Below are 22,935 nucleotides of genomic sequence, written 5' to 3'. Positions count from 1 at the left end.
CTGAGTCTATGAAGGTCCGAAGCAGAACGCACCCGGGGGCCCCGTGGAGGCCGGGAGCCGGGGGAGGGCATGGAGAAGCCCCCGCCGGAGCGGGGGCTCTTCCAGGTTCACGAGTGGGCGTTAGTACCAGTACTTGCGTCCGCCGACCGCGCGGCCGGTCGCCCCGAGGATCCAGAGGACCACACCGACGACGATCAGGATCGTGCCGATCGTGGTGAGGATCGGGATGTTGGCGAACATGCCGATGAGCAACAGGATGAGTCCGAGGATGATCATGTGGTGATTGCTCCTTTTGAGTTGTGGCCCCGAGCACCGTCCACGTACCCGCGCCCTCACGCATACAAACAGCACCATTGCCACCCTCTCGCGCGCTACCCCCCGCGGTCGTGGCCCATCGGGCAGGACGACGAGGCCGTATGCCGCTCAGCCGGCTCCGCGGGCCACCTGACCGCCCAGCGAGCCCAGCGGCATACGGCATGATGTCGACGAGCAGGGGAGCCCGCGTGCCGACGATTAGGGCAGGTGGGAGCCCCGCTGTTACGCTTGGCGATGCCGTTTGACCGGCCGCGGACAGAGAGCGCCCAGGTGGACATGCCCTGGAGCACCGCGCAACGAGAAGAGAAGGAGTCGGTCATCCATGCCATTGGAAGCTGACGTGAAGAAGCAGATCATGGCCGAGTACGCCACGAAGGACGGCGACACCGGCTCCCCCGAGGTGCAGATCGCGATGCTGACGCAGCGCATCAAGGACCTCACCGAGCACGCTCGGGCCCACAAGCACGACCACCACAGCCGTCGTGGTCTGCTCCTGCTGGTCGGCCGCCGCAAGCGCATGCTGCGCTACCTCGAGGCGACCGACATCGAGCGCTACCGCGCGCTGATCAAGCGCCTCGGCCTGCGTCGATGAACACGTGACGAAAGGCGGTCACCGCAGCATTGCGGTGACCGCCTTTCGTCGTCGTGCGGCGACCTCGACCCCGTCGGGTGGGGCCGGCGCACGGATGGAAAACCCCGCACACAACGACGATGTGCGAGGGCACGAAGAGAGAAAGAAAGCGAGGGCCCCTACATGGAGGGTCCAGACATCACCTTCACCGAGGCCGTCATCGACAACGGCAGCTTCGGCACCCGCAAGGTCCGGTTCGAGACCGGACGGCTGGCCAAGCAGGCCGGCGGAGCGGTCGTCGCGTACCTCGACGAGGACACGATGATCATGTCGACCACGTCCGCCGGCAAGACGCCGAAGGACCAGTTCGACTTCTTCCCCCTGACGGTCGACGTCGAGGAGCGGATGTACTCGATCGGCAAGATCCCCGGCTCGTTCTTCCGCCGCGAGGGTCGCCCGACGACGGACGCCATCCTCACCTGCCGCCTCATCGACCGGCCGCTGCGCCCCACCTTCAAGAAGGGGCTGCGCAACGAGGTCCAGGTCATCATCTCGGTGTTCGCCCTGAACCCCGACCACCAGTACGACGTGCTCGCCATCAACGCCGCGAGCGCCTCCACGCAGATCTCCGGTCTGCCCTTCTCCGGCCCCATCGGTGGCGTGCGCGTCTCGCTCATCGACGGCCAGTGGGTCGCCTTCCCGAACTTCTCCGACATCGAGCGTTCGGTCTTCGACATGGTCGTCGCCGGCCGCGTCGTGGGTGACGACGTCGCCATCATGATGGTCGAGGCCGAGTCGACCGAGTCGACCTGGAACCTCGTCAAGAACGAGGGCAAGCAGGCGCCGACCGAGGAGGTCGTCGCCGAGGGCCTCGAGGCGAGCAAGAAGTTCATCAAGGTGCTGTGCGAGGCCCAGGCCGAGCTCGCCGCCCAGGCGGCCAAGCCGGTCGAGGAGTTCCCGGTCTTCCTCGACTACGAGGACGACGTCTTCGCTGCCGTCGAGTCCGCCGCGTCGGCTGACGCCGCCGCCGCGCTGACGATCGCCGGCAAGACCGAGCGTGAGGACCGCCTCGACGAGATCAAGGCCGCCGTCAAGGCGCAGCTCGCCGAGCAGTTCGAGGGGCGCGACAAGGAGATCTCCGCCGCGTTCCGCTCGCTCCAGAAGAAGCTCGTCCGCCAGCGCATCCTGCGCGACAAGGTCCGCATCGACGGCCGTGGCCTCGCCGACATCCGCGCCCTCGGCGCCGAGGTCGAGGTCCTGCCGCGCGTGCACGGCTCGGCGATCTTCGAGCGCGGCGAGACGCAGATCATGGGCGTCACGACGCTCAACATGCTCAAGATGGAGCAGCAGCTCGACACCCTCAACCCGGTGACGCGCAAGCGCTACATGCACAACTACAACTTCCCGCCCTACAGCACGGGTGAGACGGGCCGGGTCGGCTCGCCGAAGCGTCGCGAGATCGGCCACGGTGCGCTCGCCGAGCGTGCCCTCATGCCGGTGCTGCCGACGCGCGAGGAGTTCCCCTACGCGATCCGCCAGGTGTCCGAGGCCCTCGGCTCCAACGGGTCGACGTCGATGGGCTCGGTCTGTGCGTCCACGCTGTCGCTCCTCAACGCCGGTGTGCCGCTGCGCGCGCCGGTCGCGGGCATCGCGATGGGTCTGGTCTCCGACGAGGTCGACGGCGAGACGCAGTACGCCGCGCTGACCGACATCCTCGGTGCCGAGGACGCCTTCGGCGACATGGACTTCAAGGTCGCCGGCACCAAGGAGTTCGTCACGGCGATCCAGCTCGACACGAAGCTCGACGGCATCCCGGCCAACGTCCTGGCCGGCGCGCTGACGCAGGCCCGTGACGCGCGCCTGCACATCCTCGACGTGATGGCCGAGGCCATCGACGTGCCGGACGAGATGAGCCCCTACGCACCGCGGATCATCACGGTGAAGGTCCCCGTCGACAAGATCGGGGAGGTCATCGGCCCGAAGGGCAAGATGATCAACCAGATCCAGGACGACACGGGCGCCGACATCTCCATCGAGGACGACGGCACCGTGTTCATCGGCGCGGTCGACGGCCCGTCCGCCGAGGCGGCTCGCGCGGCGATCAACGCCATCGCGAACCCGCAGATGCCCGAGGTCGGCGAGCGCTTCCTCGGCACGGTCGTCAAGACGACGACCTTCGGCGCGTTCGTCTCGCTGCTGCCCGGCAAGGACGGCCTGCTGCACATCTCCGAGGTGCGCAAGCTCGTCGGCGGCAAGCGGATCGACAGCGTCGACGACGTCGTCAAGGTCGGCCAGAAGATCCAGGTCGAGCTCAAGGAGATCGACCCGCGCGGCAAGCTCTCGCTCGCTGCCGTCCTCCCCGAGGGCGAGCAGGCGGCCGAGACGTCCGACGCGAAGGACGAGGCTCCGGCCGAGGCCTGATCCGCTCCGGTCCACCGGATCGTCCGTGTGGCCCGTCACCCCTCGGGGGTGGCGGGCCACACGCCGTTGTCCGTATGCCGCTGGGCTCGGTTGCGCTCGTCGATAGGGTTTGGCTCGTGGCGGAGATCAAGGTGGCAGTCATCGGTGCGAGCGGCCGGATGGGGTCCGAGGCGGTCCGGGCCGTCGAGGCGGCGGAAGGGCTGCGGCTCGTCGGCGCCTACGGTTCGGGGGACGAGCTCGGTGACCTGGCCGGGGCGGACGTCGCGGTCGAGCTGACCGTCCCCGCTGCGTCCCCCGGCAACGTCGCGCACTGCGTGGAGCGGGGGATCCACGTCGTCGTCGGCACCACCGGCTGGGACGAGCCGCGGATCGCTGCACTGCGCGGGCAGCTCGACGCTGCCCCGCCGTCGAGCTCCGGCACCGGTGTCGGGGTGCTCATCGCCCCGAACTTCGCCATCGGCGCGCTGCTGATGATGTCCTTCGCGGCAAAGGCGGCTCCCTACTTCGAGTCGGTCGAGGTCATCGAGCTGCACCACCCGAACAAGGTGGATGCGCCCAGCGGGACCGCGGCGCGGACCGCGGGGCTGATCGGCGCGGCTCGTGACCACGCCGGGCTCCCGCCCGTACCCGACGCGACCACCCACGACCCGGATGGGGCGCGCGGGGCCCAGCTCGGCGGCATACGAGTGCACTCGGTCCGGCTGCGGGGGCTGGTCGCCCACCAGGAGGTCCTCTTCGGCAACGCGGGTGAGCAGCTGACGATCCGGCACGACTCGTTCGAGCGGGCGTCGTTCATGCCCGGCGTCATCGCTGCGGTGCGTGCGGTCGCCGACCACCCCGGCCTGACCGTGGGCCTCGAGAAGTACCTCGGGCTCGACTGAGGTCTGCGGCCCGGATCGGGCCTGTGGACAACCGAACTCGTCGTTCGCGCCCGCTCCCTAGGCTCTGATCGACCGGCGGCACCAGGGGTCCGTCGGCGCAACGATCGGAGCTCTTCATGAAACGTGTCCTGCCCGTGCTGGGCTGGATCATCGGGGTCGTTCTCATGGTCAGTGGGGGAGCCGTCGCCGGCTCGGTGGGTCCGGATGACCTCCTCGAACTGCCCGCCAAGCCGTTGCCGGCAGGCACCCGGGTGATGGTCACCGAGCCGGGACTGCTGGCCTACCGTGCGACGACGGTTCAGGTCCGGGTGACGGCCGAGCAGGGCGAGGCCTTCGTCGGGGCGGCACACCCAGTCGACGTGACGAGCTATCTCGGCACGGCGCACGCTCTTCGGGTGCAGCGGATCGAGCCCACCGGAGAAGTGGCCGGTCGCCTGGTGGGTGAGCCGGCGGCAGAGCTGCCTGAGAGCCCCGAGGCGCTCGACATCTGGTCCGAGCGGGCCGTGGGGGCCGGCGAGCAGGTCGTCTCCGTCACGCTCGACGGCTCACCGGTGCAGGTCCTGGCCCAGGCTGGTCCGGAGGCGGCCCTGACGGTGGGCTTCGGGGCGCGGTTGCCCGGGATCTTCGTCCTCGCGCTCACCCTGGCCCTCGTCGGGCTCGGCGTCATCCTCCTGCTCGTCGCGCTACGGCTGCGACGGCGCGGCCGCACCGATCCGACGGCGGTCGGCGTCGCCGGCGAGGCCAAGGAGCAGGCCCCGGCCGCGGATCAGCCCGCCGGTGTCGCCCACCGGAGCCGTCTCCTTGCCGGAGCGCTGACGATCACCGCGTCGCTGGCGCTGAGCGGTTGCGTCAGCGTGCCAGAGCCGGCCGTGCTGCCCTCGGAGCTGCGCAAGGTGGCCGTCCCGGCGGACGGCGCGAAGGCGTTGCTCGACGACTACGACCAGCGCAACAACGCCCTCATCGCGGCGCAGGTGAAGAAGCCCGATGCGAAGGCCTGGGCAGCGGTCGACTCCGGGCCGGTCCTCGTCGCCGACCGGTTCGACACGGCCTGGCACATCGCTTCCCGGGAGAAGCGGTCCGTGGTCAGCTTCAGCCACGACGGGGCGGTCGTCCACGCGCCGTCGTTCGGTGCCTATCCGATGTGGGTGATCACCTCGTCGGAGGAAGCGGTCCGGCCCGCTGACCCCAAGCGGCGGGCATGGACGGAGTTCAGCGTGTTCCACCGCGAGAGCGCTCGCCAGCCCTGGACGAACCACATGACCGCCTCTGCAGAGGGGGTCGTGGCTGGTCCCGCACCGGCGGTGGACGCGACCGCGACGTCCGAGCAGGTCACGGCCGCGGGTGAACTCCTCAAGACGGCCGGTCGATACCTGGAGTCGGGCCAGAAGCCCACTCTCGCCGTCGGCGAGCTGGCCAAGCTGCGCAAGGGGTGGACGGAGAAGTCTGCCATCGCCGCCCGCACCATGATCGCCTGCCAGCCATACCGACTCAGCGAGAAGGCGGCGAAGTCGGTCTTCGTCGTTCGCACCGAGGCCGGCTCCCTGATGCTCGGGACGCTGCGCTGCACCGTCACCGTGGTGCCCCCGAAGGGCCACGTCCTCACCTGGAAGCCGGAGATGGCCGACGCACTCGGTGTCGCGGCGGTCCAGACCGACGGGCTCGTCGAGCACCGCTACGTCACCGTGGCCGTGGAGTCCACCTCGTCGGCCCCCCAGGTGCTGGCCGTGGACGTCCGGACGGTTCGTCCGCACGACACCCGCTGACGGCACGGGCCAACCGACCGGACGTTCGGCCCATTGGAGCGGCGCTCCCGCTCAGGGCCGCCCGGACGTCCGGTTGGTCGACCCGTTGTCGGTCTGGCCAGCGCTCGGGGGCATCAGGACCAGCCGGCGAGCCGGAGCAGCGCAGCCGTGGCAGCGCCCAGCACCACGACGACGATGAACGGGGCCCGGAAGAGCAGGGCCACGATGGCGACGCCGACTGCCGCGAGCCGGGCGTCCAGCGTCCACGCACCACCCGCACCCGTGAGCGTCTGGATGGCGACGAGGGCCGCGAGCAGGGCGATCGGCAAGGCGGCGGTGACGCGCTTGACATGCGGCTCGGCCAGCAGGTCGGCGGGCACGAGGTAGCCCGCGAGCTTGAGCCCGAACGCGATCGCGGTCGCGATGAGCAGGGCCACCCACATCGTCATGACGGCACCTCCGACCCCGGCGACACAGCGCCGGACTCCGCCCGCGCTGACCCCCGCGGCTGTCGCCACGCGATGAACGCCGCGAGCGCCGCCACGATGACCGGCACCCCGGGCGGCGTCGCCGGCGCCAGCAGCACCGCGACGACGGCGGCGACAACGGCGATGCCCACCGCGTCCCGGTTCTTCAGTCGAGGCCAGAGCAGCGCCGTGAAGGCGGCGCACGCCGCGGCGTCGAGCCCCCACGTCTTCGGGTCACCCAGGGCGTTGCCGACGACGGCGCCCACGAGCGTGGTGAGGTTCCACAGGACGAAGACCGAGAGCCCGGTCAGCCAGAATCCCAGGCGTGCCGCCTTGACGTGCGACTGCGAGACCGCCACCGCGGTGGACTCGTCGATGGTGATGTGGGCCGCCGCCAGCCTCCGCAGGCCGCGCACGCCGAGCAGCTGCGTCAGCTCCAGCGCGTAGAGGCCGTTGCGGATGCCGAGCAGCGACGAGGCAGCGATGGCCGCAGGGGCCGCGTGCAGACCGGACGAGACGATGCCGATGAAGGCGAACTGTGAGCCACCGGTGAACATCAGCAGCGACAACGCACAGGTCTGCCAGACGTCGAGGCCGGACGCGACGCCCAGCGCGCCGAAGCTGATGCCGTAGGCGCCGGTGGCGATCCCGACGGACAGGGCCTCCCGGACGACAACCCGGCGTTCCTCGGCCGGCAGCACCTCGGCCGTCACTGCGACGCCCCAGCCCCGGGCTCGGGCTCGGGCTCCGCCACCGCCGCCGAGAGACGGACCTCCGTCGCGGTCTCACCTGCAGGTCCCACGACGCGCTCGCGGTGGGCACCGTCCGGCTCGAGGCCGGCAGCGACGAGGAAGGCCCGCACCTCCTCGGCCGAGGCGAGCGGCCATGCCGTCAGGGTGCCGCGGCCGCGCGCCCGCGCGGTGTCGACGACGGCGTGGAGCAGGCGCGAGCCGTGGCCCTGCCGCCGGGCGTCCGGGTGCACTCCGAGGACGAGCAGCTCGGCCGTCTCGTCGTCGGCGTCGGGGTCGTTCGACGCTCCGACGGCAGCGAAGCCCACCACCTGGTCACCGGCGCACGCGACGAGCAGCACGCCGTCGCCCGCTGCCTCGCCCTCCAGTGTCGTCCGCCAGGCGCTCGCGAACGACTGGGGCTGGAACTCGGCGGTGACCTCGGGAGCGAGCACAGCGGCATACGCCTCCCGGAAGACCACGGCCTGCACGAAGCCGACGGCGGGCGCGTCCGAGACGCGCGCGACCCGCACGCTCGCGTCGGCAAGGGGGCCCTGCGGGTGGCTGTGGTCATGACCGTGGTCGTGCGAATGGCTCACCCCCGCATGGTCTCAGGCGGCCGGGCCCGCCCAGAAAGGCCACTTTGGTGTGAGTGGCGCCCATCTCGCATACTGGACGCATGTATGGCAATGACGTCATCGACCCGAACGAGCCGTTGAACGCGGCAGAGACGGGAGCCTACGACGAGGCACTCGCGCACGAGGACCACCGCGAGCACGTCGGAGGTGACTTCGATGCACTCATTGCCGCAGACCAGCGGATCGAGCCGCGGGACGCCATGCCCGACGACTACCGGCAGACGCTGATCCGGCAGATCGCCCAGCACGCGCACTCCGAGATCATCGGCATGCAGCCCGAGGGCAACTGGATCACCCGCGCTCCCAGCCTGCGCCGCAAGGCGATCCTCATCGCCAAGGTCCAGGACGAGGCGGGCCACGGGCTCTACCTCTACAGCGCCGCCGAGACCCTCGGCATCGACCGGGCCGAGCTGCTCGACCGCCTCCACGACGGCAAGCAGAAGTACTCCTCGATCTTCAACTACCCGACGCTCACCTGGGCCGACTGCGGCGCCATCGGCTGGCTCGTCGACGGCGCGGCGATCATGAACCAGGTGCCGCTCTGCCGCTGCTCCTACGGTCCCTACGCCCGCGCGATGATCCGCGTGTGCAAGGAGGAGTCGTTCCACCAGCGGCAGGGCTTCGAGATCCTCTGGAACCTCATGCGCGGCACCGAGGCGCAGCAGGCGATGGCCCAGGACGCCGCCGACCGCTGGTGGTGGCCGGCGCTGATGATGTTCGGCCCGCCCGACACCGGTGAGGCCGCCAAGGGCGGCCACACGGCCCAGTCGATGGCCTGGGGAATCAAGCGGTTCTCCAACGACGACCTGCGCCAGAAGTTCGTCGACATGATGGTGCCGCAGGCGGAGAAGCTCGGCATCGTGCTGCCCGACCCCGACCTGAAGTGGAACGAGGAGCGCGGCCACTACGACTTCGGCCCGATCGACTGGGACGAGTTCTGGCGCGTGCTGCGCGGCGACGGCGCATGCAACGCCGAGCGCATCGCCCACCGGCGCCGCGCCCACGAGGACGGCGCCTGGGTCCGGGAAGCCGCCAACGCCTACGCAACCAAGCAGGCAGCGAAGCAGAAGGAGAGTGCTGCGTGACCGAAGCTCCCGAGAGCTCGACCGAGAAGAGCTGGCCGCTCTGGGAGGTGTTCGTCCGTGGCAAGCGAGGGCTCTCGCACGTCCACGTCGGCTCGCTCCACGCCCCCGACGCGCAGCTGGCCCTGCGCAACGGTCGCGACCTCTACACCCGCCGCCAGGAGGGCGTGTCGATCTGGGTCGTGCGGGCCTCCGACATCGTCGCGAGCAGCCCGGAGGAGAAGGACTCCTTCTTCGACCCGGCCGCTGACAAGGTCTATCGCCACCCGTCGTTCTACGAGGTCCCCGAGGACGTGGAGTACCTGTGACCGAGGTTGCAGCGCAAGCGAGCCCAGCGGCATACGTCCTGGGTCTGGCGGATGACGCGATGGTCTACGCGCAGCGGCTCGCCGAGTGGATGAGCAACGCGCCGCAGATCGAGGAGGACATGGCGCTGGGCAACATCGCGCTCGACCTGCTCGGGCAGGCGCGGGCGCTCTATCCGCACGTCGGCACCCTCGACGGCACGGGCCGCAGCGAGGACGACTTCGCGATGGTGCGCGACGAGCGGGACTGGCGCAACGTGCACCTCGTCGAGCAGGAGCGCGGCGACTTCGGGCAGGAGATGGCGCGACTGCTGTGGTTCGCGACCTACCAGCGGGAGCTGTATGCCGCTCTGCTCGCTTCGAGCGACCCCGTCCTCGCGGGGGTGGCGGGCAAGGCGCTCAAGGAGGTGCGCTACCACCTCGACCACGCGGCCCTGTGGGTCGTGCGGCTCGGTGACGGCACCGAGGAGTCGCACACGCGGATGCAGGCGGCGCTCGACTCGGTGCTGCCCTACCTGCCCGAGCTGTTCTTCGACGACGAGGCGTCCGTCGCGGCCGCCGAGTCGGGGATCGGGGTGCTGCCGTCCTCGCTGCACGAGGCGGTCACCACCCACGTCGCCGCCGTGTGCCAGGAGGCGACGCTCGACCTGCACGCCCCCACGTGGCGCGCGCGGGGCGGCCGCGCGGGGATCCACTCGAAGCCCATGGGCTACCTGCTCGCCGAGATGCAGCACATCGCGCGCTCCCATCCCGGCGCCACGTGGTGACCGCGGTGCTGGCCGTGTCGAGGACGACTGTCGCAGAAGCGATCTCCCGGATCCCGGACCCCGAGATCCCGGTGATCTCCATCGCTGACCTCGGGATCCTGCGCGACGTCTCGGTCGACGAGGACGCCCGCACCGTCGTCGCCACGATCACACCGACCTACTCCGGCTGCCCGGCCATGGAGGCCATCGCCGACCGGATCCGCTGGGAGGCGGACGCTCACGGCTACCGCTCCGAGGTCGTGACCCAGCTGTCACCCGCCTGGACCACCGACTGGATGACTGCCGCCGGCCGAGAGGCGTTGGCGCGCTTCGGCATCGCCCCTCCCGGGCCCTCAGCGGAGGGCGGAGGCCCGTCGCGGGGACCCGTGTCGGTCCAGCTCCAGCGCCACGTCGTCGCCTGTCCCCATTGCGGCTCCGACGACACCACCGAGATCGCCCACTTCGGCTCGACCGCGTGCAAGGCCCTGCGCCGCTGCGACGCGTGCCGCGAGCCCTTCGACGAGTTCAAGGCCATCTGAATGACCGACCTGACCACCGAGGGCGCACCCGCCCGCCATCGGGCCCGCTTTCACGACCTGACCGTCGCCGACGTCGAGAGGTTGACCGACGAGTCCGTCGCGATCACCTTCGCCGTGCCGCCGGAGCTCGCCGACGATTACCTCTTCGAGCCCGGTCAGCACCTGACCATCCGCGCCGTGCTCAACGGTGAGGAGGTCCGGCAGTCGTACTCCATCTGCCAGTCCCGCGCCACGGCGGCTGCCACCGGGACACTGCGGGTGGCCGCGGCACGTGTGCCCCAGGGACGCATGTCCACCTGGCTCAACGACGTCGTCGCCCCCGGCGATGTGCTCGAGGTGATGACCCCGCTCGGCAGCTTCACCTGCGCGACGCAGCCCGGCGCGGCCCGACACCACGTCGCCATCGCCGCCGGCTCCGGCATCACCCCGGTGATGGCCCTGCTCAGCACGGCGTTGGAGGAGGAGCCGGCGTCCCGGGCGACGCTGCTCTACGGCAACCGCCGGACGAGCACGATCATGTTCCTCGAGGAGCTCGAGGACCTCAAGAACCGCTTCCCCGGCCGGTTCCACCTCATCAACGTGCTGTCCCGGGAGCTGCAGGACGTCGAGCTGTTCAGCGGCCGGCTCGACCCGGAGCGCCTCGAGCGCATCTTTGGCGCACTCGTGCCAGTCGGCTCGGTGGACGAGTGGTATCTGTGCGGCCCCTTCGGTCTCGTCACCGGCGCCGAGGCGCTGCTCAAGGAGCGCGGAGTCGACCCGCACCACATCCACCACGAGATCTTCCACGTCGAGGACGGGACCGAGCCGAAGCGCAAGGTCGTCGTCGACGAGGCCGCGCCGCCCGCGGCGACCGTGACCGTCAACCTCGACGGGCGCACCACCGTGATCCCCATGCCGAGCCGCGAGGAGACGATCCTCGACGCGACGCTGCGCGCTCGTCCCGATGCGCCCTACTCCTGCACCAACGGCGTGTGCGGGACGTGCCGGGCCCGGCTCGTCTCCGGGGAGGTGCAGATGGAGCGGAACTACGCCCTCGAGCCGGAGGAGGTCGCGGCCGGGATCGTGCTGGCCTGCCAGAGCCACCCGGTCACGGACGAGGTGTCCCTGGACTACGACGCCTGAGCCGAGACCTCGCCTCCGGGGCGCGTCACCGGGCCGGCTGGAGCCCCGCGTACCTCAGCGTGGAACGGTCCGGGCGCAACAGGGGCCGGGCGCCCTAGCCTCGGGCCGCGCGGCAGCACCGCCGCGCCTGCCCCTGGAGGTGCCCCTTGCCCGCTCGCCTGCGCCAGCCCCTGCTCGGCGTCGTCGCGACGACCGCCGTGATCCTCGCCGCGCTCGTCTTCATCTCGTTCTTCTCCTGGCCCACCTTCGGGGGCTGGGTGTCGTTCGCGCTCATGTGCGCGATCCCCGTGAGCATCGTCATCGGGGTGTTCTGGCGCGGGGCCGTGCCGGCGTCGATTGCCGCGCGGCCCCAGCCGGTGCGGGGACTGCTGTTCCTCGTCCTGACCGCGGCCGTCGCGGCTGTCATCGCGGTGGTGCACCTCGCCACCATCGGCGGCGGGGTCACGCCCCCCGTCCCGATGGTGATCCAGGCGATCATCACGTCGGTCGTGGCAACCTTCTTCCTCGCGATCGTGTGGGGCGGCTGGCCCTGGTCGCTCGTGCGCACCCGGCTCGTCGGCGGCTTCGGTCTCCTCGTGACGGCCTACGTCGTCAACGCCGTCCTCTTCTACGTGCTCTTCGACTACGGGTTCGCCAAGGGTGCGCCGTTCTACCAGCCCTCGCTCGACCCGGGTGGGCTCTTCAACGCCTGGGACATGACGGTCCTCGCCGTCACCGCGCTCGCCGTCATGTTCCTCTTCCTCCACTTCGACCTGTGGCCGCTGACCCGGTTCGGTGCGGTCATGCGCCAGCCGGTCCTCGGCATCGTCTGGACGCTGGCCTCCGTCGTCATCGGCGGCGCCCTCTTCTGGGTCGGGACCCGCGGGCTCGGGATGGACGCGCCGGTGTTCCTCGTGCGAGTGCCGATCCCGTTCATCTTCGGCTCGGTCATCCTGCTCAACATGCTCCAAGGGTCTCTGTTCGGCAGCCTCCGTGGGCCGGTCAAGGGTCTGGCGAGCGCAGCGGCCGCAGCCCTCGTCGGCAGCGTTCTCGCGCTCGCGTACGCCGCGGTGATGCCGCTGGTGACCGGTGACCTGCCCTCGGGAGCCCCTGGCTTCGATGCCGAGCTGTGGCTGGCCAATGCGCTCCTCGCCGTGACCTTCCCGGCCATGGCCTGGGCGGGCGACTTCTTCGGGCTCTGGCCACTCGTCCGAGACACGGCCCCGGAGCCTGAGCGCGCGCCCGACCCGGCCGTCGCCGACCGAGCGGCCTGACTTTCGTCAGGCCGGTGTGTGCCGCGACTGGGGCCGGGAACCCGGTCGCGGCACACACCCTGAGCGGGTACGGCGGGATGTCAGTGGGCCGGGCTAGGCTGCGGCTGTGCGGCAGTACCTCGACCTCCTCGACCACGTCCTGACCCACGGCCAGGAGAAGTCCGACCGGACCGGCACGGGCACGCTCAGTGTCTTCGGGCACCAGATGCGGTTCGACCTCGCGGACGGCTTCCCGGCCATGACGACCAAGCGGCTGCACCTGCGCTCGATCATCGGCGAGCTGCTGTGGTTCTTGCGGGGTGACACCAACGTCCAGTGGCTGCAGGAGCGTGGCATCTCCATCTGGGACGAGTGGGCCGACGAGAGCGGCGACCTCGGGCCGATCTACGGCTACCAGTGGCGGTCCTGGCCGACACCCGACGGCCGGCGCGTCGACCAGATCGCCAAGGTGATCGAGCAGATCCGCACCAACCCGGACTCGCGGCGGCACATCGTGTCCGCCTGGAACGTTGCCGACGTCGACGACATGGCGCTGCCGCCGTGCCACACGCTCTTCCAGTTCTACGTCCACCCGGCCACGGAGCCCGGTGGGCGCCGGCGGCTCTCGTGCCAGCTCTACCAGCGCAGCGCCGACATCTTCCTCGGCGTGCCGTTCAACATCGCCAGCTACGCACTGCTGACCCAGATGGTCGCCCAGCTGACGGATCTCGAGCCGGGCGAGTTCGTCCACACCTTGGGGGACGCCCACCTCTACCTCAACCACCTCGAGCAGGCCAGACTCCAGCTCACCCGGACCCCGCACCCCCTGCCCACCATGCGGATCACGCCGGGCAAGACGGACATCGACGAGTTCGACCTCGACGACTTCGAGCTGGTCGACTACGTCGCGGATCCCGGCATCAAGGCGCCCATCGCCGTCTGATCCGCAGCGACGTGTCGGCCGCGGCCCGCGACGTTCCGCCGCGGACCTGCGACAGTGGCTCCATGACCAACGTGACGATGATCGCGGCCGTCGGTCGCAACGGCGTGATCGGCGACGGGTCCGCGATGCCCTGGCACCTGCCGGAGGACCTCAAGTTCTTCAAGCGCACCACCATGGGCCATCCGATGATCATGGGCCGCCGCACGTTCGAGACGATGGGCGTGCTGCCCGGGCGGCGCAGCATCGTCGTGACCCGCCAACCCGAGTGGCAGCACGCCGGCGTCGAGACCGCCCACTCGCTCGCGGAGGCACTGAGCCTCGCCGGGCCGGCGGACGAGGTGTTCATCGTCGGCGGGGGAGAGGTCTATCGCGAGGCCATGCCCTTTGCGGCCCGGCTCGTCATCACCGAGGTCGACCGGTCCCCGGAGGGCTCGGTCACCTTCCCCGAGATCGACGAGGCCCAGTGGCAGGAGACCGACCGCGAGGAGCATGACGGCTTCTCCTGGGTCACCTACGCCCGGCGCTGACGATGGCAGCCGGCCGGATCAAAATTCTCGGCGATTCGGTGTAACGCCAGGGTCGGGTGTGCGATGGAAGGGGTGGCGAGGCACTACTCGGACCCCCGAGCGAGTAGTGCCTCGCTTTCTGCGTCCACCTCGGCGTGGTGGGCGTGCGGCCGAAGGGCCCGGGCCCGGGCGCTAACCTTGGCGCATGGCAGACGCACCCAGGCTCGGACGTGTCCTCTCGGCGATGGTGACGCCGATGCGCGCAGACGGATCGGTCGATCTCGACTCCGCCCAGCGCCTCGCGAACCACCTCGTCGACCAGGGGCACGACGGGATCGTCGTGTCCGGCACGACCGGGGAGTCCCCGACAACCACGGCAGCCGAGAAGGAGGAGCTGCTCCGAGCGGTCGTCGCGGCCGTGGGCGACCGGGCCGTGATCATCGCGGGGGCCGGCAGCAACGACACCGCCAAGAGCGTCGAGTCGGTGCAGATGGCGCAGCAGGCCGGCGCCCACGCCGTCCTGGCTGTCACGCCGTACTACAACAAGCCTCCGCAGTCCGGCCTCACCGCACACTTCCTCGCCCTTGCCGATGCGAGCGACCTGCCCGTCATGGTCTATGACATCCCCGGACGCTCGGGCATCGCGATCGCCCGTGAGACGTACCTGCGGATCGCAGAGCACGACCGGATCGTTGCGGTCAAGGACGCCCGCGGCGACCTGTGGCTCGCCAGCCAGCTGATGGAGTCCACCGGTCTGGACTGGTACTCCGGCGACGACGCGATGAACCTCGCCCACTTCGTCAACGGCGCGGTCGGCTTCGTCGGAGTCACGTCACAGACCTGCCCTGCCGTCTACCGCCGCTTCGCCGACGCCGTCGTCGACGGACGCTGGGACGACGCACGAGCGATCCACCGGTCGCTGCACGACATCGTCGACGCGGTGATGTACGTGACCCAGGGCGCCATCATGGCCAAGGCCGCCCTCGCCGAGCAGGGCCTCGTCGAGTCCGCCGCGACGCGACTGCCCCTCGTGGAGGCGACCGGCGAGCAGCGCGCCCAGGTCCGGGCCGCCCTCGCGACGATTGCCTGAGGACGCAGCACCACCCCTACCCCCAGCAGCCGAGCCCACCGACAGGAACCCTGTGAGCCATCCTCACCCCGAGCTGACCGCCCCGCCACCGCTTCCCGACAACGGCCTGAGGGTCGTGGCCCTCGGCGGACTCGGGGAGATCGGCCGCAACATGACCGTCCTCGAGACGAAGGGCCGTCTGCTCATCGTCGACTGTGGCGTGCTGTTCCCCGAGGACCACCACCCCGGCGTGGACCTCATCCTCCCGGACTTCTCGTACCTGCACGATCGTCTGGACGACATCGAGGCGATTGTCCTGACGCACGGCCACGAGGACCACATCGGAGCCGTCCCCTATCTGTTGCGGCTCAAGGGTGACATCCCGCTCATCGGCTCCACCCTGACGCTCGCGCTCGTCGAGGCGAAGCTCAAGGAGCACCGGATCCGGCCCTACACTCTCGCGGTCAAGGAGGGGCAGCGCGAGCGCGTCGGCGCCTTCGACCTCGAGTTCGTCGCGGTGAACCACTCGATCCCCGACGCGCTCGCCGTCTTCGTGCGCACCGAGGCCGGCACCCTGCTGCACACCGGCGACTTCAAGATGGACCAGCTGCCCCTGGACGGCCGGATCACCGACCTCCGCGCGTTCGCCCGGCTCGGCGAGGAGGGTGTCGACCTGTTCCTCACCGACTCGACCAACGCCGACATGCCCGGCTTCACGACACCTGAGCTCGAGATCGCGCCGGCCATCGACAAGGTCTTCCGGCACGCCCAGCGCCGGATCATCGTCGCCTGCTTCTCCAGCCACGTCCACCGGGTCCAGCAGGTGCTCGACGCCGCGGCGAAGGCCGGGCGCAAGGTCGCGTTCGTCGGCCGCTCGATGGTCCGCAACATGGGGATCGCAGCCGAGCTCGGCTACCTCCACGTGCCCGAGGGCATCCTCGTCGACGTCAAGCGGGTCGGCGACCTGGCCGACAACGAGCTGGTGCTCATCAGCACCGGGTCGCAGGGCGAGCCGATGGCCGCGCTCTCGCGGATGGCCAACGGCGAGCACCGGATCAACGTCGGTCCCGGCGACACCGTCCTGCTCGCGAGCAGCCTCATCCCGGGCAACGAGAACGCCGTCTACCGCGTCATCAACGGCCTCATGCGCCTCGGCGCCAACGTCGTGCACAAGGGCAACGCCCGGGTCCACGTCTCGGGGCACGCCAGCGCCGGCGAGCTGCTCTACTGCTACAACATCGTCAAGCCGCGCAACGTCATGCCGGTGCACGGCGAGTGGCGGCACATGTTCGCCAACGCTCAGCTGGCCATCCAGACCGGTGTCCCGGAGCGCAACGTCGTCCTCGCCGAGGACGGTGTCGTCGTCGACCTCGTCGACGGCCACGCCTCGGTCACCGGGGTCGTCGACTGCGGCTACATCTACGTCGACGGCACCAACATCGGCGGCACCGACGAGGCGCTCCTGAAGGACCGGCGGATCCTGCGCGACGAGGGCTTCATCACCTGCATCGTCGTGCTCGACGCCGCCACCGGCAAGATCGCCTCGGGTCCCGAGATCACGGCGCGTGGCTTCGTCGAGAGCGAGGAGATCTTCCAGCAGGTGATCCCCAAGGTCGAACGAGCCATCGAGGAGGCCGTCGCCAACGGCGTGCGGGACGACCAGCAGCTCCAGCAGGTCATCCGTCGAGCCGTCGGCTCGTGGGTGGGCGGCAAGATCCGTCGCCGGCCGATGATCATCCCGGTCGTCCTCCAGGCGTGATCCGGATCGGTAGGGGCGGGCGCGGCACGTCCCGTCGGACCTCGTGGCGTGACGTCGCGATCGGCTTGGCCCTCGTCCTCCTCGGAGTGGTAGGGGCGGCCCGCTGGTTCGACTCGACCGCGCAGCCGGTCGTCATCCTCCAGACGGCCGGACCCTTCGTGGCCATCGGCCTGCTGCTGCTCCTCGTGCTGACTCTGCTGCTCCGGCGGTGGTGGATGCTCGCGCCGGTCACGGTGGCGGTCGCCGTGGCCGCCTGGATCAGCCTGCCCGGCTGGTTTGCGCGCACGGCGCCGGACGCGAAGACCGACCTCACGGTGATGTCCGTGAACCTCTCCTTCGGCATGGCCGATGCCGATCAGGTCGCGGACGCGGTGCGGGCGCGGTCAGTCGACGTGATCGTCGCCACCGAGATCACGCCCGATGCGCTTGCCTCCCTCGAGGAGGCCGGTCTGGGCCGCTGGTTCATCGAGCAGGTGGGTGAGACCCGCCCGGAGTCCTACACCGGCACCATGGTCTTCTCGCGCTTCCCGGTCACCGAGACCACGGGGGACGACCCGGTGGACGCGCACACGCCGAGCCTGCAGCCGGAGGTCGTGGTCGACGTCAACGGCACGCCGGTGCGGGTCAAGGCAGTGCACGTCCCGGCCCCGTTGGCCGGTGACACGGAGCAGTGGCGGGCTGCGCTGCGGGCGCTCGGCACGTGGCGGGACCGGCAGGACGTCGATGAGGCGTTCGTGCTCGCCGGTGACTTCAACGCCAGCCAGGGCCATCCGGCGTTCCGGAGCGTGGCGGCAGGCCTCGACGACGCTCACGAGGTTGCTGGCCTGGGCTGGGTGCGCACCTGGCCCGTCGTCGGTCACCGCATGCCGCCCTACGTCCAGCTGGACCATCTCCTGAGCCGCAGGCTGACAGTGGTCGAGGCCGGACAGACAGCTGTGCACGGCACCGACCACGCCATCGTGTGGGCCGCCTACGCCCTGCCGAGCTGACCCAGCTCCCTACGGACCAGGGCCGTCCCGTTCACCAGGGGCGGACGACCTCACGGTCGCGCGGGTCCAGTCCCTCGACGACCCAGCCGGATCCGTCGTGGGTCCACGCGGAGGCCGGGCCGGCCTCGACGAGCTCCCGGAGCGCCCCGATGAGCCGGTCCACGCCTTCAGCCGTCGAGCCGAGACCGATGCTGGCTCGCACCGCCGTTCCGTGCTCCGTTGACCCGGAGAGCAGCTCGTCCACGAGGAGGTGGGCACAGAACCGCCCGTCGCGCACTCCGACTCCGTGCTCGACCGAGAGGACCTGCGACACGAGCGAGGAGTCGAACCCGCGCACCGTGAACGCAACCACGCCGACGCGGTCGTTCGACTCGTTGAAGATCGACAGCTCCTCGACACCGTCGATCGATCGCAGCCCCTCGCGGAGGCGGGCCAGCAGCTGTGTCTCATGGGCCTCGATGGCCGCCCGGTTGGCGGCGATCGTGGCGCACGCGGCAGCCAGGGCGATCGCCCCGATGACGTTGGGGCTGCCCCCCTCGTGCCGGGCCGAACCGGTCGACCAGGTGACGCCGCTCTCGGCCACGGCGCGCGTCGCACCGCCGCCGCGCAGGTAGGGGTCGCCGCCGTCGAGCCAGTCGGAGCGCCCGGCGAGGACGCCGGTGCCGAAGGGCGCATACGTCTTGTGCCCGGAGAAGGCGACATAGTCGACCTCCCACGCGGCGAGGTCGATCCGCCGGTGCGCCGAGAGCTGTGCGGCGTCGACCGCGATGCGGGCGCCGTGTGCATGCGCCAGCCGGGCGAAGTCCTCGATCGGCCACACCTCGCCAGTCACGTTGGAGGCGGCGGTGATGACGACGAGCCGCTGGCCGTCGGGGCGTGCGGTGAGGGCGTCGGCGAGTCGGTCCCGAGCCTCGGCGACGGTGTGCGGCACGGGGAGGCGGACGGTCCGGTCGTCCCCCCACGGCAGGAGCGTCGAGTGGTGCTCGGACGCGAAGACGACGACCGTGGCATCGTGCCGGAGGGCAGCAGCCAGCAGGGCCCACGAGTCCGTCGTCGTGCGGGTGAAGACCACGGCGTCGTCGGACCGGGCTCCGACGAAGTCGGCAACCTCGGTCCGGGCCTGCTCGTACCAGGCGCTGGTCAGCCGGGAGGCATAACCGGCGCCGCGATGCACGGAGGCGTACGTCTCCAGGGCCCGGTCAACGGCCTCCTTGACCGTGACCAGGGCGGGGGTGGACGCGGCGTGGTCGAGGTTGGCGTAGGTGGTCGGTCCCGACACGGTGGGGACGACCAGCCCGGCGCCCACGACCGCGGGGAGGCTGCCGGGCGTCGTGGTGGCAGCAGGGCGGGTCCGGGTCGTGAAGCCTGCCGGGCCCGCGCCGGCACAACCGGTTGCTGTCGGGCCGTCGAGCGCGCCGGAACGGGTGCTGGGGAGAACTGACATGGGTGCTCCTGGGGTCGGGGGACCCACCGGGTGCAGGTCCGCGCTTGCCGGTCCTCGTCACCACGAACGTGGCGAGGACGGCCTGGTCGTCACCCGGAGCACCCCACCGCGGAGGAGGGTTGCTGGCCAGCGAGCCGGGGCTTGACGCTGGCGCTCATGACCTGCGACGAAGATACGGAGACTCCCGCTGATGTGTCCACCGGGCCGGGCAGGCGTGTCGTCATCTGAGACGTATGCCGCTGGGCGGGCTGTCGCTGTCCGGCCGCCCGACGCAACACGCCCCGCAGCACGGAACTCCCCGTGTTGCTTCACGGAGGAGTTTCCTGCTTCCGGGCGTGTTGCGGGGGGTGGGGGCGGTGGGGTCGCGGGTTGGGGCATAAATGCCGGTGTTGCGCGTGTGACGCGTGAGTTCAGGGGGGTGTGTGTCGTACGGTGCGAACATGGCGACACGTCGGTCCAGCAGCGCACGGCCCGCCTCGTCCTCGACGAGCCGCGGGTCGTCCGGAGCGAGCGGCTCACCGTCGACCCGGACCAAGACCGCGGCCCGCCCGGCTGCGCCCCGCGGCGGCACTCGCACGACCAAGCGTCCGGCGCCGCGAAGCAAGGCAAAGGGCGGAGGCCTGCCACTGCCCGTGCGGGCGGTCCGAAACACCTGGATGGGGGTCTCTCACGTGGCTGGGGGAGCGGTGCGCCGCGTCGGGGCCAGTGCCCGTGACCTCGAGCCGGAGCACCGCCGGGACGGCGTGGGATTCGCCCTCATCGCGCTGGCCATCATCGTCGCGGCTCGCGAGTGGTGGGGCGTCGACGGCATGTTCGGCCAGGGTGTCCACGCCGTCGTCGCCGGCACGTTCGGGCGGATCGCCTACGCAGTCCCCCTGGTGCTGCTCCTGCTGGGCCTGCGGGTGCTGCGTGCCCCCGAGGACGATGCAGCGACGAACCGCATCATCGTCGGGACGATCGCGCTGACCTTCGCCGCGAGCGGGCTGGCCCACATCAGCGACGGCATCCCGAACCCGCCGGACGGCGCGGACGGGATGCGCGCCGCGGGTGGGATCATCGGCTTCCTTGCCTCGAGTCCGCTCGACGCGGCCGTGTCCCGCTACGGCGCGATCGCCATCCTCATCCTCCTCGGCACCTTCGGTCTCCTCGTCATCACGGCGACCCCGGTCAACCACATCCCGCACCGGCTGCGCCAGCTGCGTGACCTCGTGCTGCACCGACCGCACGACGCGGACACCGCCGACGGCTCGGAGGCGGCCGACGAGGCGGGCCCGACGAAGCGGGGCCGGCGCAAGGCGGTCGACCTCAGCGAGCGCGACGGCGACGAGGCGTTCCGTCAGGCAGCGACCAAGGGCGCCGAGGACGAGCCGACGCAGCAGCTGCGTCCGGGGGAGAAGCGGCCCACCGCGCCCGGCGTCCTCGCACCGCGACCGGCGGGTTCGTCGGGAAGCACGCAGGCCATCGACGCCACTGACCCCCGAGCCCACGGCGCGCCCGACACGTCCAGGGTCGGGCCCAAGCCGGAGCTCGTGCCGCCCCCCACGTCGGCGATCCCCTCCAGGGTCGAGCAGCTCTCCCTCGAGGGCAACGTCACCTACCACCTGCCCGACCATGCGATGCTGGCGCACGGCGCCCCGCACAAGACGCGCAGCCAGGCCAACGACAAGGTCGTCGAGTCGCTGACCCACGTCTTCGAGCAGTTCGACATCGACGCCGCCGTCACGGGCTTCACGCGAGGTCCGACGGTGACCCGCTACGAGGTCGAGCTCGGCTCCGGCACCAAGGTCGAGCGTGTCACCGCGCTGTCCAAGAACATCGCCTACGCCGTGGCCTCCGCCGACGTCCGCATCCTCAGCCCGATCCCGGGCAAGAGCGCCATCGGCATCGAGATCCCGAACGCCGACCGCGAGAACGTCGCGCTCGGCGACGTCCTGCGCAGCCAGACGGCCCGGAGCAACGAGCACCCGATGGTCATGGGGGTCGGCAAGGACGTCGAGGGCGCCTACGTCATCGCCAACCTCGCCAAGATGCCGCACCTGCTCGTCGCCGGCGCCACCGGCTCCGGCAAGTCGAGCTTCGTCAACTCGATGATCACCTCGATCCTGATGCGGTCGACTCCGGAGGAGGTCCGGCTCATCCTCGTCGACCCCAAGCGGGTCGAGCTCACCGCCTACGAGGGCATCCCGCACCTCATCACGCCGATCATCACCAACCCGAAGAAGGCGGCCGAGGCACTCGCCTGGGTCGTCAAGGAGATGGACCAGCGCTACGACGACCTGGCGGCCTTCGGGTTCAAGCACGTCGACGACTTCAACAAGGCGGTCCGGGCGGGCAAGGTCAAGCCGCTCCCCGGCTCAGAGCGCCAGCTGACGACCTACCCCTACCTTCTCGTCGTCGTCGACGAGCTCGCCGACCTGATGATGGTGGCGCCGCGCGACGTCGAGGAGTCGGTCGTCCGGATCACCCAGCTGGCCCGCGCCGCCGGCATCCACCTCGTCCTGGCGACCCAGCGTCCCTCGGTCGACGTCGTCACGGGTCTGATCAAGGCCAACGTGCCCTCCCGGATGGCCTTCGCCACGAGCTCGCTCGCCGACTCCCGAGTCGTCCTCGACCAGCCCGGCGCCGAGAAGCTGATCGGCCAGGGCGACGCCCTCTTCCTGCCCATGGGCGCGAGCAAGCCGATGCGAGTGCAGGGTGCCTGGGTCAACGAGTCGGAGATCCACGAGGTCGTCAAGTTCGTCACGACCCAGCTCAAGCCCAACTACGTCGAGAACGTCACGGTCGCCCAGCCGAAGAAGCAGATCGACGACGACATCGGTGACGACCTCGACGTCCTGCTCCAGGCCACCGAGCTCGTCGTGACGACGCAGTTCGGCTCGACGTCGATGCTCCAGCGCAAGCTGCGCGTCGGTTTCGCCAAGGCCGGACGCCTGATGGACCTGTTGGAATCACGCGGCATCGTCGGCCCCAGCGAAGGGTCCAAGGCACGTGACGTGCTGGTCCGTCCCGAGGATCTCGAGCAGACCCTGGCTCTCCTGCGCGGCGAGGACGTGCCGCATCCCAACGACACCACCGGACCGGTCGGTGACGACGAGTCCGGCGTTCCCCTGGACGAGCCGGCGCCGTTCAGCGCGGACCCGACCATCGTCGAAGGTGAGGACGCACCGGAAGCGAGCCCAGCGGCATACGACGAGGCATCGGCGGAAGAACAGCCGGTCCGCACCGCCTCCCTCGTCGCCCAGCGCGGAGAGCGCCGCGCCCACGGCGAGGACGTCGACGACACCGCGAGCGTGCCCGTCGCGGCGTGGCAGCCCGGCGACCTGACGCCCGTCGTCTCCGAGGACGACGAGGAGTCGGAGGACGCCTGGCAGCTCACGGATCGACGCGACGATCGCTGGTGAGGCGTCGGTTGCCGGGACGACCGGCCCGCCGCGGG

At 70.6% G+C, this 22,935-nt stretch carries 21 protein-coding genes and 1 riboswitch; of the genes, 16 read left to right on the top strand and 5 right to left on the bottom strand.

The genetic code is table 11. The features are described from left to right. Positions 1-120: 120 nt before the first annotated feature. The gene (locus OO014_RS01050) at positions 121-276 is read right to left on the bottom strand and encodes a DUF6131 family protein (protein WP_272460368.1); all 156 of its coding nucleotides are present in this window, start codon (positions 274-276) and stop codon (positions 121-123) included. Between the two features lie 361 nt (positions 277-637). Between OO014_RS01050 and rpsO the strand changes: the two genes are divergently transcribed. The 4 genes from rpsO (at position 638) to OO014_RS01030 (ending at position 5,951) form a co-directional block, all read left to right on the top strand. Continuing rightward, a complete protein-coding gene (gene rpsO / locus OO014_RS01045) occupies positions 638-907 on the top strand; it encodes a 30S ribosomal protein S15 (RefSeq protein WP_272460367.1) in 270 nt (89 codons plus the stop codon). 162 nt (positions 908-1,069) lie between these two features. After that, complete coding sequence (locus OO014_RS01040) at positions 1,070-3,307, top strand: polyribonucleotide nucleotidyltransferase (protein ID WP_272460366.1); 2,238 nt, start codon at positions 1,070-1,072, stop codon at positions 3,305-3,307. Between the two features lie 116 nt (positions 3,308-3,423). After that, positions 3,424-4,188, top strand: a complete 765-nt coding sequence (gene dapB, locus OO014_RS01035) for a 4-hydroxy-tetrahydrodipicolinate reductase (RefSeq protein ID WP_272460365.1) — start codon at positions 3,424-3,426, stop codon at positions 4,186-4,188. A 116-nt stretch (positions 4,189-4,304) separates the two neighbouring features. Continuing rightward, entirely contained in the window at positions 4,305-5,951 is a 1,647-nt protein-coding gene (locus OO014_RS01030; RefSeq protein ID WP_272460364.1) for a hypothetical protein, read from the top strand. A 113-nt stretch (positions 5,952-6,064) separates the two neighbouring features. On the opposite strand, the gene OO014_RS01025 is transcribed toward OO014_RS01030, so the two are convergent. From OO014_RS01025 to OO014_RS01015, 3 genes are read right to left on the bottom strand one after another with little or no spacing between them, the layout of a single operon-like run. After that, positions 6,065-6,379, bottom strand: a complete 315-nt coding sequence (locus tag OO014_RS01025; protein ID WP_272460363.1) for an AzlD domain-containing protein — start codon at positions 6,377-6,379, stop codon at positions 6,065-6,067. Beyond that, positions 6,376-7,110, bottom strand: a complete 735-nt coding sequence (locus OO014_RS01020) for an AzlC family ABC transporter permease (protein WP_272460362.1) — start codon at positions 7,108-7,110, stop codon at positions 6,376-6,378. The genes OO014_RS01025 and OO014_RS01020 overlap by 4 nt, the downstream gene beginning before the upstream one ends. Further along, positions 7,107-7,724 carry a GNAT family N-acetyltransferase gene (locus tag OO014_RS01015; RefSeq protein ID WP_272460361.1) on the bottom strand — a complete coding sequence of 206 codons (618 nt, stop codon included), beginning with the start codon at positions 7,722-7,724 and terminating at the stop codon, positions 7,107-7,109. Before OO014_RS01015 ends, OO014_RS01020 begins: the two co-directional genes overlap by 4 nt. 80 nt (positions 7,725-7,804) lie before the next feature. On the opposite strand from OO014_RS01015, the gene paaA reads away from it, so the two are divergent. The 11 genes from paaA to OO014_RS00960 all read left to right on the top strand — a co-directional run bounded on the left by paaA (position 7,805) and on the right by OO014_RS00960 (position 18,055). Further along, the gene (gene paaA, locus OO014_RS01010; protein ID WP_272460360.1) at positions 7,805-8,848 is read left to right on the top strand and encodes a 1,2-phenylacetyl-CoA epoxidase subunit PaaA; all 1,044 of its coding nucleotides are present in this window, start codon (positions 7,805-7,807) and stop codon (positions 8,846-8,848) included. Further along, the gene (gene paaB / locus OO014_RS01005) at positions 8,845-9,153 is read left to right on the top strand and encodes a 1,2-phenylacetyl-CoA epoxidase subunit PaaB (RefSeq protein WP_272460359.1); all 309 of its coding nucleotides are present in this window, start codon (positions 8,845-8,847) and stop codon (positions 9,151-9,153) included. The genes paaA and paaB overlap by 4 nt, the downstream gene beginning before the upstream one ends. Continuing rightward, on the top strand, positions 9,150-9,917 hold the full coding sequence (gene paaC, locus OO014_RS01000; protein WP_272460358.1) for a 1,2-phenylacetyl-CoA epoxidase subunit PaaC: 768 nt from the start codon (positions 9,150-9,152) through the stop codon (positions 9,915-9,917). The genes paaB and paaC overlap by 4 nt, the downstream gene beginning before the upstream one ends. Positions 9,918-9,931: 14 nt before the next feature. Next, positions 9,932-10,435, top strand: a complete 504-nt coding sequence (gene paaD, locus OO014_RS00995; protein WP_272460357.1) for a 1,2-phenylacetyl-CoA epoxidase subunit PaaD — start codon at positions 9,932-9,934, stop codon at positions 10,433-10,435. Further along, the gene (paaE, locus tag OO014_RS00990) at positions 10,436-11,557 is read left to right on the top strand and encodes a 1,2-phenylacetyl-CoA epoxidase subunit PaaE (RefSeq protein WP_272460356.1); all 1,122 of its coding nucleotides are present in this window, start codon (positions 10,436-10,438) and stop codon (positions 11,555-11,557) included. It abuts the gene before it with no gap. A gap of 146 nt (positions 11,558-11,703) precedes the next feature. Then, positions 11,704-12,810, top strand: coding sequence for a hypothetical protein (locus OO014_RS00985; protein ID WP_272460355.1), 1,107 nt, complete (start codon positions 11,704-11,706; stop codon positions 12,808-12,810). Positions 12,811-12,916: 106 nt separating this feature from the next. Continuing rightward, the gene (locus OO014_RS00980; RefSeq protein WP_272460354.1) at positions 12,917-13,732 is read left to right on the top strand and encodes a thymidylate synthase; all 816 of its coding nucleotides are present in this window, start codon (positions 12,917-12,919) and stop codon (positions 13,730-13,732) included. 62 nt (positions 13,733-13,794) lie between these two features. Then, positions 13,795-14,259, top strand: coding sequence for a dihydrofolate reductase (locus tag OO014_RS00975; RefSeq protein ID WP_272460353.1), 465 nt, complete (start codon positions 13,795-13,797; stop codon positions 14,257-14,259). A gap of 184 nt (positions 14,260-14,443) precedes the next feature. After that, a complete protein-coding gene (dapA, locus tag OO014_RS00970) occupies positions 14,444-15,328 on the top strand; it encodes a 4-hydroxy-tetrahydrodipicolinate synthase (protein WP_272460352.1) in 885 nt (294 codons plus the stop codon). A gap of 52 nt (positions 15,329-15,380) precedes the next feature. Beyond that, a complete protein-coding gene (locus OO014_RS00965) occupies positions 15,381-17,066 on the top strand; it encodes a ribonuclease J (protein ID WP_272460351.1) in 1,686 nt (561 codons plus the stop codon). After that, complete coding sequence (locus tag OO014_RS00960) at positions 17,063-18,055, top strand: endonuclease/exonuclease/phosphatase family protein (protein WP_272460350.1); 993 nt, start codon at positions 17,063-17,065, stop codon at positions 18,053-18,055. Before OO014_RS00965 ends, OO014_RS00960 begins: the two co-directional genes overlap by 4 nt. Before the next feature lie 31 nt (positions 18,056-18,086). Here OO014_RS00960 and OO014_RS00955 read toward each other — a convergent pair whose 3' ends face one another. Continuing rightward, entirely contained in the window at positions 18,087-19,499 is a 1,413-nt protein-coding gene (locus OO014_RS00955) for an aminotransferase class V-fold PLP-dependent enzyme (RefSeq protein WP_272460349.1), read from the bottom strand. A 35-nt stretch (positions 19,500-19,534) separates the two neighbouring features. Further along, positions 19,535-19,661, bottom strand: a riboswitch (SAM riboswitch). 278 nt (positions 19,662-19,939) lie between these two features. Here OO014_RS00955 and OO014_RS00950 point away from each other — a divergent pair. Next, positions 19,940-22,900, top strand: a complete 2,961-nt coding sequence (locus OO014_RS00950; RefSeq protein WP_272460348.1) for a DNA translocase FtsK — start codon at positions 19,940-19,942, stop codon at positions 22,898-22,900. Positions 22,901-22,935: the final 35 nt, after the last annotated feature.

The sequence above is a fragment of the Intrasporangium calvum genome, from assembly GCF_028446585.1.
Taxonomy (GTDB): domain Bacteria; phylum Actinomycetota; class Actinomycetes; order Actinomycetales; family Dermatophilaceae; genus Intrasporangium; species Intrasporangium calvum_A.
This window is presented reverse-complemented; position numbering and strand designations above follow the sequence as displayed.